Origin of the sequence: Cognataquiflexum rubidum (genome assembly GCF_022538115.1) — a bacterium.
In the GTDB taxonomy this organism is placed as follows: Bacteria; Bacteroidota; Bacteroidia; order Cytophagales; family Cyclobacteriaceae; genus Cognataquiflexum; species Cognataquiflexum rubidum.
Window position 1 is genome coordinate 445,778 of record NZ_JAKZAL010000002.1, and the last position, 12,757, is coordinate 458,534.

Sequence of the window (12,757 nt, forward strand, 5' to 3'; positions counted from 1 at the left end):
TAACCAATTAACCATTAACCAAATAACCATTAACCAAATAACCATTAACCAATCCTAAGGCTCCAAAAAGAACCTCATTTTTTGCTTGCCAGTACTTCCCAGACCAACGTAGAATTTGATGGCGCGGACGTTGAATTCAGGAGTTTGCCATTGGATATTGACACATTTGTTTTCTTTCGCCACTTCCCGAATCCTGCGCATGATTTCAGCACCGATTCCGGTACTTCGGCATTTTTCATTCAGAAAAAGACAATCCATGTACAAGAATGGAGCGGCATCCCAAGTAGAAAAATCAATGGTGAAGGTGGTAAATCCCTCGGCTTTCCCATCGATTTCCACAATCCAACAGTTCAGTTTTTTGTTGGTCCCCAGGATGGCATCTCTGAGACCGTCGATTTTTCCTTCCGGCGAATACTCTGATTTTTCATGTGTGGCATGAGCGCCACATAATTTCACCAAGGCGTGTAAATCTTTTTCTTCGCAAGGTCTGATAGAATAGTCCATGGATTTTAAGGGATTAGAATGAAAGAATTTTTGATGCGTTAAAATGGGTAAAAAAATTGATATCTCTAAAAAAGGAATGATAAAATCCTTATTTGTACTGATAGTTGGGATAAATGAAAAAGTAAAAGAACATTCCTGAAAACACCGATGCAATAATAAAGCTGATGCCTAAAATTTTAGCATAGTTGACGACTTGATGTGTTTTTCCGTTTTTTTCTTTTACAGTTTTGAACCCACCCGGTATGTAGCCTTGGACTACTCCGAGCGTAGTCATAAAATAGGTAACCAATAAAAAAAGTATGCTGAAAAATATCTCCATTTCGAGTTTGAATATCATTCAATTTAAGTAATTCAAAACCGAAAACACCCATAAATTCAAAAGTTAACATTCTCTTAATATGTAACTGGCATTAAGTTGGCAGAATGTATTTAGCAATTAAGACAATTGACAGAAAAATTCGTGTAAAAATTGTTTAACACGTATATTTGAAAATAGCCAATTCATTTAAATTTAAAGTTCATCAAAAAGGTTGTCAGGATATTTTTAAAGACTTTAGGCATCACATTAGCGGTTTTATTGCTTTTGCTGGTTGGTCTTTTCTTTTTTATCAGAAGTCCTTGGGGTCAAAACATCATCATTCAAAAGGCGACTTCCTTTGTTTCCAAAAAAACGGGAACGCCCGTCAGTATTGAAAAACTCTTTATCACTTTTGGAGGCAATATTTTTTTGAATGGGCTGTATCTGGAAGATTTAGAAGGCGACACTTTGGTTTATTCCCAAAACCTGGAGACAGGTGTTGCTATCATGCCCTTAATCAGAGATGGAGAAATTAAGGTTTCAAAAATTTGGTGGGATGGGTTGGTAGCGAATGTCACGCGGGATTCTTTGACAGAGAATTTCAATTTCAATTTTTTGATAGATGCTTTTGTTACTCCAGTAGATTCCACAGAGCTTGTAACACAGCCTGACAGCGTTGCCGCTTATCCAAACCTAACTTTTGGTTTGGTGGAATTGAAAAATTTCAGGCTGAAATATTATGATCCGATATTGGGGATAAACCTGCGTGCGGGATGGAAAGAGATCACCATTGATTCTGATAAATTCGATCTGAACAAGATGGACTTTGGGATTCAAAATATCCTCATTGACAATGCTGACATCTTTTACCTTCAAACCCACTCTTTTCCTCCTTCCGAAGATTTGGATACGCTTGCTACTTCCCCGTTGCCTTTACTGGCGTTGGACAAAGTAGTAATCCAAAACAGCAAAATTGAGTACACGTCCATTCCAGATGGCATTTCTACCAAAATGGATATCGGGGATTTTTTCCTTTCCCTCCCGGAAGCCAACTTAGAAGAAAACAAGATTTTGGTTAAATCCCTGTCCTTGTCGGATTCAAAAATCGACCTGAGGTTAAGCCCTACAAGCAATTCTCCAAGTGTACCGGTCAGCCAAGAACAGGTACCTTTTTCTTGGCCGGAGTGGTGGGTAGAGGTAGGTTCTATCAAGCTTGAAAACAATGAAGTCGCATATTTTGCAGGGGAATCAAATGTCAGACAGGGGATTTTCAATTCTGATGCCATCATGCTGTCCGGACTCAATTTTGAAACCCACAGTATCTTTTTAAAAGACCAACAGGCGCAAGCTGTCATTGACTTACTGTCGTTCAAAGAAAGCAGTGGGTTGGCTATTGAAAGGCTTCAAGGTAAACTGGAAGTTGATGATACAAAGATAAGAATCGGGAATTTCGATGCCAAAACAGCTAAATCTTCCCTTAGAGGAGATTTTTTGGTTTTATACCAAAGCCTAGATGCTTTTATCAATAAACCCGAAAACTCCGGTTTTGAGATCCGCTTGCAGCAATTGGAAACTGATGCATCAGAGGCCCTTTACTTTGTGCCGGAATTGGCAAGTGACATTTATTTCAAGGAATTGAGGAAAAATGGGATCAGGGCCTCGGGCAATGTTTCCGGCACAATGACCAACCTGAAAATCCCGAGTTTTGACCTTGCATATGGTCGAAATACCAGCATGAGAATCAGGTCTGCACAGATCCGGAATGCCACCGATTTGGATAGGCTCAATGTCGATATTCCTGAAATGGTATTTAAGACCAAAGGGAACGTCCTCGAACCATTTTTTGATTCGGAATCTTACTCGCTGCCTGAAGATATTCAATTGACGGCGATGGCGGATGGAAGCTTGGCAGACTTTATGACTGATTTGCTACTCGAAACAAGCGATGGAACTGTAGCCTTAAATGGGACGATCTTAGAACAAGGCCGGTATTTTGTAAAATCGAATCTGGAGATTGTGGAGTTAGATCTTGGAAAAATACTTGAATTGCCGGATCTGAAGCCTATCAGCATGGTGTCAAGCCTTGATGGCCAAGGAACAGGATTGTATGACATAGAAGGCCTCATGAAAGTCGATTTTAGCCAATTGGCTTGGGCAGATCTCGACCTGTCTGAAATTGAGCTGGCGCTTTCCGCAAAGGACACAGTCGCCACCTTGCAAATGGCTTATGCCAGAGAATACATCGATTTCACTTTGAATTCCACTCTTAAAATTGACACAGTCAACCCTGAGGTAAATTTCCTGATGGATGTCAAAAAACTTAATACCAAAACGGTCGGAATAACGAGACAGGATATCAATACCAAATTCCAAATTTCAGGTAACGTGTCTGGAAATCCGGCGGGATTTTTGGCGGATATAGAGCTTTCTGACGGGACTTTCCACTTAGAAGACAGGGATTTCCCGATGGGTGACATCATAATGGAAGCCACGCTTTTAGATACCTTATCAGATATAAAGGTCCAATCTGATTTTCTAGATGGATTTTTTACTGTAAATGGTTCATTGCCAAATCTTGCTTTGGCCATGGAAGATTATTTCAATCAGGTCATAGTGGGCAGTTCAGATTCACTTTTTGTAGGAGATATCGTAGCTGAGTCATCTTTCAATTTCCATCCGACGCCATTTATTGACCAGCTTTTATTGGCTGACATAGATGAAATGGACACGCTTTTGTTTGAGTTTGGGTTCAATTCCTCTGTTCAAAATCTCCATACCAGGATCCGGATGCCCCATTTGCTTTACTTAAATGCCACCTTGGACACCTTCAGCCTTGACCTAAACGGGGACGCAAACTCACTCAATTTTGATTTGGGATTCAATAGTCTTTTATACTCTCCCCTTAATATTGGAAAAACAAAAGTGCATGCTGACTTCAAAGACCAAGTAGTCAATTTTTTATTTAATTCCGAATATGAAGAGGAGACGGTCATCAACCTTGCATCGCAGGTTACCAATCGGGGGGATTCGATTCAAGTGCGGTTTTTGACGGAAGACCTAATCTTCGACAAAGAAAAATGGGATATCCCTGAGGACAATTTGGTGACTTATTCTCCTAAATCATTACAGTTTCAAAATTTCGTATTTTCCAACGGTGACCAATCTTTGGGCTTGAAAAATGAGCTTATTGAAGAAGACGAAGAGCATCTCGGCATCGAATTCAAAAACTTTACGCTACACTCCATCCTTGGTTTTCTAAATCCGGAAAATCCCCTTGCTGAAGGAATTGTCAATGGAAACCTTATAGCGGTTAATCCCTTTGATGCCATAGGTTTTTTGGCTGATCTGTCTGTGAGGGATTTTGAGTTGGTTGACATTCCTCTCGGAAGGTTGGATTTAAAAGCTACAGCTTTAAGCATCAAGGAATATGATTTTAACCTGGCTTTGAAAGAAGGCGAAGTGGACCTTGATGTTTTTGGGACCATATTGGCAGATTCAGCACAGACAGACTTGGACCTCAAAGTGGATCTCAATGCCTTGCAAATGTCAATTTTGGAAATTGTCTCAGACAGCGCCCTGACCCAGCCCAAAGGATATATCACAGGAGAATTTAAAGTCACGGGGGCTGCACAGGAGCCTGTTTATAAAGGAAAAGTTGGCTTTAAAGAAGCAGGATTTTTGGTAAGTCAGCTGAATACAAGTTTTACTTTTCCTAATGAATTGATTGAATTGGACAACAGTGGGGTTTATTTCAAAAATTTTACAATCAAAGATGCATTGGGAGATGATTTTGTCATCAATGGGAAAGTCCTCACTGAGGATCTTACAGATGTCGGTTTTGACCTTAAGCTTCAGACCAAAGGTTTTCAGGTAATGAATTCTACAAGGGCAGATAGTGACCTTTTCTTTGGCAAAGCATCAGTAGACCTTGATTTGCAAATAGGAGGAAAGCTTTCTCTGCCTGTGGTGAATATGCAGCTCAAAGTCAATGAAGGGACCGAAGTAAGTTTTATCGTACCGGAAGACCGCATAGACCTCGTCGAGCGGACCGGAGTTGTGATTTTTGTTAACCATCAGGATCCCTACGATATTATTTATAGGAGGGAAGGGGAATCCTTGACACCGGGAATCAAAGGCTATGATGTGAGAGCAAATCTGAAGATAGACCCAAAGACGATTTTCAACCTGATAGTAGATGAAAGGACCAATGACAACCTGAGAATCCAAGGTGAGGCTGACCTCAATATGCTGATGAATCCAAATGGGGACATATCCCTTTCGGGAAGGTATGAGGTGAATAACGGACATTATGAAATGAACCTGTTTAACTTGGTCAACAGGAGATTTGAACTTGCCCCAGGCAGTACAGTGATTTGGAAAGGAGATCCAATGGATGCAACGCTGGACCTCACCGCCATATATAATATCAGAACTTCGGCAGCAGAATTAATGCAGGCACAGCTCAGTGGTACGGACAAAAGCACTGCAAGCCAATTCAGGCAGGTTCTTCCTTTTATGGTTTATTTGAACATTGACGGGGAATTACTGAAACCGGAAATTTCTTTTGAGCTAGACCTTGCCGAACAGGAAAGGGGAGCCTTTGGAGGAAGTGTGTATGGCATGATTCAGCAGATCAATGAACAGGAGGATGAATTGACCAAACAGGTTTTCTCCTTGTTGGTTCTCAATCAGTTTTTCCCGGTCGTTGGCAATGACGGTTCTGCCGGGGGTTCTGTCAACCTTGCAAGGTCCTCAGTCAGCCAGGTTCTTTCGAGTCAGCTCAATGCGCTCTCCGGAAAGCTGTTTGGTGATACTGGATTTTCTTTGGATTTTGACCTGGATTCCTACACGGATTTCCAGACGGGGGCAGCTCAAGACAGGACACAGCTCAATGTCGCCGCCAAACAATCCCTGATGGATGACCGATTGGTAATCTCTGTCGGTGGTCAGGTGGATGTAGAAGGAGGAAATCAGGAAGTAAATCAGGGTGATGCGCTTTTTGGTGATGTGAGTGTGGAATACCTGCTCGATCAGAGAGGACAGTGGAGGGCAAAAGCATACCGTAAAAACCAGTTTGAATCCGTCATAGACGGTCAATTGATAATAACTGGAATATCTTTTATTTTCAATAAGGAATTCAATGCTTTCAAAGAGCTTTGGAGAAAAAGTGCTGAGGAAGCTGTAAAAAAAGAGGAGAATAATGAGGTGGAGGAAACCGAAGGAACGATGGTAAGTGAAAAAAAGACCGGAAATGAGTAAGCGACTGGGATACATATTGATATTTTTTCTCCTCTTGAATTTTTCATGTGGGGTCAAAAAATTTATTCCTGAAGGTCAGTCCCTTTACACCGGGCATGAATTGATATTAGATGCACCACTTACCAAATCTGAGCGGTCATTACTCCAAACTGACCTCAACAGTCTTATCAAACCTGATCCAAATGGCAAAATATTGGGAGTAAGGTTTGGTCTTTGGGCTCATTACAAAAGCAACAAAGAGAAACCAGGATTCATAAACAGGTTTTTGGGCAAAAGATTTGGAGAAAAACCTGTTTACCTCAGTGATGTTCAGCCTGAGCGGACCACCAATATCCTGTTCAACCGGCTAGAAAATAAGGGGTACTTTTATGGAAAGGAAAAATATGAAATCATCGAGAAAGGAAAATTTGCAAGGATTGAATACACCATGGAATTTGGGGAGCCTTATCGACTTGAGACCTATCAGTTGCTTGGCGATTCATTGGAAGTCATCCAAGAGATCAAAAACAGCCTAGACCAGACTGAGTTAGTCAGGGGTAGCAAGCTTGACTTGGATGCTATGAAAAAGGAAAGGGAAAGGGTTGATCTGGACCTTAAGTCAAAAGGTTATTACAATTTCAATGCAGATTTGTTGGTTTTCGAAGCCGATACCAATCAATATGAGGACAGGAGATTTGACCTTTATTTGAGACTCAAAACAAATACACCTGTTAAATCCAAATACCCTTATACCATTCAGGACATCAAGGTGTTTCCAAATTATGCCCTTAATGAAGATGGAGCTGATGAGGATACGGTCACCATCAACGGGATAGACATCATTCAGGCAGGTGAGGTATTCAAACCCCATTTATTGGAAAATTACGTGCTGTTTAGGGAAGGGGCTAAATTCGACCCGCAAATTTCGAGGCAAACTTCAAACAGGCTTTCTTCAATAGGTAATTTTAGGTTTGTCAACATTTCTTTTGAAGAAACAGATAGCGTTAGAAATGAAGACGGCACCTATCCGCTCAATGCCCGGATTCTGTTGTCACCGCTCAATAAAAGGGCGGTTCGGGCAGAAATCCAGGGTGTCACCAAGTCCAACAGTTTTGTGGGCCCCGCATTGATCCTTACTTACCAAAACAGGAATATTTTCCACGGTGGAGAGACATTCAATCTGACCGCAAAGTTTGGATATGAAGTTCAGTTACAATCAGGGGATCGGCAGGCACAGCAATCTATTGAAATGGGATTACAAGGATCTTTGGTTTTTCCGAGGGTACTATTCCCTGTCCCAGTGATGAACCGTTTCAAATTGGCCATCCCAAAAACCAGAATTACGGCAGGTGTGGAATATCAAAACAGAACTGATTTATACCTTATTAATTCTTATAATGCCGCCTTTGGTTATTTTTGGAACATCAACAAATACGTATACCACGAATTCAATCCTCTCAGCGTGAGTATTGTCAACCTTGTCAGTACAACACCGGAATTCGATGAGATATTGGACTCCAACCCTTTTCTGAGGAGAAGTTTTGAGCAGCAGTTTATCATGGGGATGAATTACACTTTCAATTATAACCAGCTCGTAGATGCTGATAGGAAGAATGCCATTTTCTTTTCCACGACCATTGACCTTGCAGGTAATTTTTTGAAAGGGATCAACACCTTATTTGATACAGAAAATCCCGGTTTTGCCTTTGGATTGGAATATGCCCAATACATCAAAAATGACATGGATCTGAGGTTTTACCACAAATTCACCAAAGAAACCATGCTTGTCACCAGGCTTTATGGCGGTGTGGGTGTTCCTCTGGGCAATTCGGTTTCACTGCCTTTCGTAAAACAATTTTTCGCAGGAGGTCCAAGGAGTGTAAGGGCATTTAGAATCAGGTCCTTAGGTCCCGGTACATTTTTTCCTGAAGGAGGAAGTACAAGTGGATTTTTTGACCAGGCAGGTGATATCAGGTTGGAGGGAAATGTGGAAATGAGATTTCCCTTTAACAAATACCTGAAAGGAGCATTTTTTGTGGATGCAGGTAACGTCTGGTTGTTTAATGAAAACGATGCACTCAAGGGAGGTAATTTTACCAATGATTGGGCCAAAGAACTTGGTGTGGGTGCAGGACTCGGTCTGAGGGTTGACATCAGCCTTTTTGTGTTGCGTTTTGACTTGGCTTTTCCTGTCCGCAAACCTTGGCTTCCTGAAGATGACAGATGGCTGGATACTTTTTACGTTTTTGATCCGGCTTGGAGAAGAGAAAATATGGTAATCAATTTTGCGATCGGGTATCCGTTCTAATCAGGATAAACCGAAATACCATATCGGACGGCTATTCTTTTTCAAGGCTATTTCCGGAAGGCGGTAGGATATTAATTGATATTAGATATTTTTTGATATTCTGGACAAAGCAAACAAAATCAGTATTTTCATTATATGATTATCCGCTTATTTACCAATAGCCAAATATCATTTTTCTCCACCTCGGCAAGCTCGGTGAACGGATATCGTGAGACAAGAGGGGGCTATGAGAAATGCGGCAAAGCCGCATTTCTCATAGCCCCCTTCAACATCAATAATCCCGGTGGTCGAGCCTGCCGAGACCATTCTGTAAGTAATTCTTATTCAAAGATTTTAAGGGTATTCAACCAACTATTATTCAGTAATATGCCTCATTTCAAAAAAGACACTATTTGATATTTGGATTAGGTAGGCAAAGGCGATTCTTTACTGAGATACCATCATGGAAAAGTAGTAACGATAATGCCAATTCTAAATCTCTATTTTCTTTATTCTTTCGAAAAGACAATTCACCCGAGGTAAACAAAAGGGTTGGTTCAAACACCAATATCCATCAATATCCAATATCCATTAATATCCATTACCTTTCTAAAACATCATTTTTTAAGAAATATGATTACCTCGTAATCGGCTGCGGGAATACAGCCATGCTTTCATGTCCATCTTCACTGACTGATTGGACTGCAAAGAAAAAGTTGTCTTTGGAATAAGGTATGGTCAAGGTAGTGGCTTCTGTATAAAATTTCTTTTCCCAATTAGAAGAATCTGTTTCCCGCATCATGACATAGTATCCTTTCGCTTTTCCTTTGGCCGGGGCTTCCCACCTGAGGGTGGAGGTGTTGCTGAGTTTTCGGACATCTATGCCGACGGTTTGTGGTTCTGAAGGAGCCGATGCCATGGAATATAAGGAAGCCAAATTGATGCCTGTCACTTTTCTCATGTATTCAAAATCAACGAATTCAGGCAAATCTCCATATTGGATGCCGTTTTCTACCCTGACATTTTCATGTTGGTGGTAGTAATTTTCGTTCATTTCGCAAACCCTGATGGCTGTAAATCCTTCCCTAGCAAAAGGTGTGTGGTCGCCGCCTCTGAGGAAACGGTCGTTTCTATAGACCAATTTCACTTCCAGCTGATCTACGTATCTTTCACCGACTTCCTTCATATAGCGTGCAAGCTGACGGGATTTGCTGTCATTTTCTCCGTTGGTGTATCTTCTGATAGCAGTCATCTGCTCTGTTTCGGCAGCAGGAACACCCTCGGAAAAGATCCTGACACGGGTATTGTCATTGATATTGGTTTCAGAAGAATTGCTGTTGCCGATCATGTCGTTGTTGAGCATGGCGACGAGGTTCCAATGTTCTTTTTTGGCTTTCTCTGCAAGGTATGCGGCACCTTTCAGGCCTTGTTCCTCACCTGATACTGCGACAAATATGATGGTTGAAGGAAAGGATTTTTGTGACATGATCCTTGCCAATTCGATGACTGCAGCTACCCCCGAACCGTCATCATTGGCTCCCGGTGCGTCAATATTTGTATTCATCACATCTAAAGCCCTGCTATCGACATGGGCGGAGATGATAAAGACCCTGTCATCATTGGGATCTGTACCTTTGAGCGTCGCCATGACATTGCCGGATTGGGTGTCTGTGGGGATTCTTCTGCTGTCCGCAGGGATGGTATAGGTGTCGATGAAAGAAGTCAGCCTGCCACCGGAGGCCGCTTCAAAAGATTTAAAATGATTCAGGACATACTGTTGGGAAGCTGAGATTCCTTCCTTTGGATTGTTTGGACTTAAGGTATGACGGGTTCTGAATCCGGCAAGGTCCCTGACATATTTCTCCAGGTTGGTGGCCGAAATTTCCTTTACCATCTTTTCGATCTCAGCATTGCGGTGGATAATCTGAGTCTGCGCAAAAGCAAAATTGAAAGAGAAACAGGCAAGGAGGAGTAAAATTTTTTTCATAATCGGAAATGCTCAAGGTGAATGGGCTAAATTTACCCGTAGAAATCTAAATTATAAACCAGAATTACATGAACGAAATATTAGTGCCCCACGAAGGTGAATACGAATCCTATTACACCGGTTATGTCAATTGGGTCATAGGAAAGGATATTCCCTCCCTGCTTTTGGAACAAGTGGATGAGATCAGGAAATTTTATGAGCAAATGGGAGAAGAGAAAAGCCTACTCGCCTATGAACCGGGAAAATGGACAGGCAAGGAAGTTTTGGGACATATCATCGATACCGATAGGATCATGACATTTAGGGCTTTGTGCTTTGCACGGGGAGAAAAAGCCGCCCTTCCGGGATTTGATCAGGACCAATCTGTGGTAAATGCAGATTTTAACCATATCCCGCTTTCAGCTTTATTGGAAGATTTTGAATTTTCCAGGAAGGCCTTGGTTTCGCTCGTAAAAAACTTACCGGAATCATCTTATACCAATATCGGAAATGCCAATGGTTTCCGGGTTTCTGTCAGGGCACTGATCCATATCATTGCAGGACATGCGCAGCATCATATAAATGTATTGAAGCAGAAATACGTCTGATCTGGGACAGGGCAGGAAGGGTAATGAAAATTTAACCTGATCAATTGGGTAAAATTGATTAAGTTTGTCGAATTTATCCAATCAAAATATTTTAAAAATTATGCAAAGAACACGCGCACAAGAATCACGGGCAGCCATCGAAAAACTCTACATCACGATGAGACACCTTTTTATGAGGGGTTCTTATAAGCCAATGGGAGTTTCCGGTGAGTCGCTTGTAGATTCACTTTTGGTGCTGAGTCCGGAGATCTACGGGCTATTGGGCAATGAGGAAAAAATTGAATTAGACGGCTTATTGTATGTCATGGAACGGCTTCCAAGGGGGATCGAACAATGCCGCTATATCAGGCTTATCAGTAGGGAAGGATATGAGAATTCAACTTTTTCAGCGATCATCCCTGCCAAAAGGAAAAGAAACTGCTACCGGGTCGATCAGGATCAGATGTATGTCGAGATGACAAGGGGAAGATCTGATATCTATGATATTTTGACCCACATTACTTTTCTGTATATAGAGTCAGAAAAAATCAAATCCAACGGTACGGACCACAAAGGCAGGTTTGACCTGAACTGGGAGATGTTGGAAAAAACCGTCGAGAAGGAAGTCAACGGGGAGGAGTTTGATAGGGAAGTTGCCTGTTCCTATCTCAGTCATGTCATCGGAAGGACTTTCGATGAAACCCACGATGCGGTGCAAAAATTTGAAACATCGCCTCATACGAGCAGTCTTTTCTCTATAGTATATCATTTGGGAAAGCTGGCCATGGATGAGTTTTTCAATGGAAAAGACAGGGAAATTTCTTTTTCTTCCACTTTGAGACAACGGGTCGGTCACCACGTCTATGGAGAGCTTTGGGCCAATACCATCAAATCCGTACTGTTTGAGCAAGGATTGATAGAAAGGCCGATCCACATCATCTCAGCTAATCTTCATAGTGTGGCCAATACTATTTACGGGCATCAGGCTTTGGGATTAAAGTCATTTGAGGAAATAGAAAGTGTGGCCATGGATATCAGTACTGGAGCCAAAACCAACAAAGGAAAGGAAATCTGGAGCTTTGCCCTGAAAAATGGACTCATTGAGGTTCATGATGCCTCAGGGACCAACATCAACGTGCAGCTTATTGATACCGCCAAGATGTCCACTGATTCTCTCATTCCCGGGGTCAAAATTGCCAAAGAAGACAAAAAGAAACCTGTGATTTTGATCATGGATTATGCTTTTGGTGAGCAGGCATACGAGTGCTTTGATGAATTGCTCAAGCCTTACGACCATATCAATGGCAAATCCTATCCTTTGAATGTGCTCTCTGCCTCCATCATGGGTAAGGCCGGAATCCTTACCGGCAAAAAAGGAGACATCATGATTCCGACAAGCCATGTGTTTGAAGGCACGGCGGACAATTACCCTATCAAGAACGAGCTGAAGAAACAGGACTTTGAAGGATTTGGTTTGGGGGTTTATGAAGGAACAATGTTTACCGTTTTGGGGACTTCTCTTCAAAACAAAGATGTCCTGAGTTATTTGATGGAATCAAGTTGGCAGGCAATCGGACTGGAAATGGAAGGGGCACATTATCAGAAGGCCATCCAATCCGAAAGTAAGATCAGACAAAACATTTCCAAAAATGTAAAAGTACTTTATGCATACTATGCTTCTGACAATCCTTTGGAGACGGGAAGCACTTTGGCATCAGGCGCATTGGGCATGGAGGGGGTGCGTCCGACCTATTTGATAACATATAAAATTTTGGAAAAATTATTTAAATAAAGTATAGGGTTTATTTTATCCTGTCTTAGACAGATTCAACAGAATTTTCACCTGAATTTGGGTGGAAATTCTGTTTTTTTATTTT

General features: G+C 41.6%; 7 protein-coding genes. 4 read left to right on the plus strand and 3 right to left on the minus strand.

Annotated elements, in window-relative coordinates:
* Positions 1-54: 54 nt before the first annotated feature.
* A complete protein-coding gene (locus MMU05_RS04165) occupies positions 55-504 on the minus strand; it encodes a GNAT family N-acetyltransferase (RefSeq protein ID WP_241140409.1) in 450 nt (149 codons plus the stop codon).
* An 88-nt stretch (positions 505-592) separates the two neighbouring features.
* The gene (locus tag MMU05_RS04170; protein WP_241140410.1) at positions 593-841 is read right to left on the minus strand and encodes a hypothetical protein; all 249 of its coding nucleotides are present in this window, start codon (positions 839-841) and stop codon (positions 593-595) included.
* A 240-nt stretch (positions 842-1,081) separates the two neighbouring features.
* Here MMU05_RS04170 and MMU05_RS04175 point away from each other — a divergent pair, with 240 nt between their 5' ends.
* On the plus strand, positions 1,082-6,061 hold the full coding sequence (locus MMU05_RS04175) for a translocation/assembly module TamB domain-containing protein (RefSeq protein WP_241140411.1): 4,980 nt from the start codon (positions 1,082-1,084) through the stop codon (positions 6,059-6,061).
* Positions 6,054-8,348, plus strand: coding sequence for a translocation and assembly module lipoprotein TamL (tamL, locus tag MMU05_RS04180; RefSeq protein WP_241140412.1), 2,295 nt, complete (start codon positions 6,054-6,056; stop codon positions 8,346-8,348). Before MMU05_RS04175 ends, tamL begins: the two co-directional genes overlap by 8 nt.
* Positions 8,349-8,964: 616 nt before the next feature.
* On the opposite strand, the gene MMU05_RS04185 is transcribed toward tamL, so the two are convergent.
* Positions 8,965-10,314 (minus strand): M28 family metallopeptidase, encoded by a 1,350-nt coding sequence (locus MMU05_RS04185; RefSeq protein WP_241140413.1) that lies wholly within the window; start codon positions 10,312-10,314, stop codon positions 8,965-8,967.
* Positions 10,315-10,382: 68 nt separating this feature from the next.
* On the opposite strand from MMU05_RS04185, the gene MMU05_RS04190 reads away from it, so the two are divergent.
* Both MMU05_RS04190 and MMU05_RS04195 read left to right on the plus strand, forming a co-directional pair.
* Entirely contained in the window at positions 10,383-10,901 is a 519-nt protein-coding gene (locus tag MMU05_RS04190) for a DinB family protein (protein WP_241140414.1), read from the plus strand.
* Positions 10,902-11,001: 100 nt separating this feature from the next.
* Positions 11,002-12,672, plus strand: a complete 1,671-nt coding sequence (locus tag MMU05_RS04195; RefSeq protein ID WP_241140415.1) for a DUF6909 family protein — start codon at positions 11,002-11,004, stop codon at positions 12,670-12,672.
* Positions 12,673-12,757: the final 85 nt, after the last annotated feature.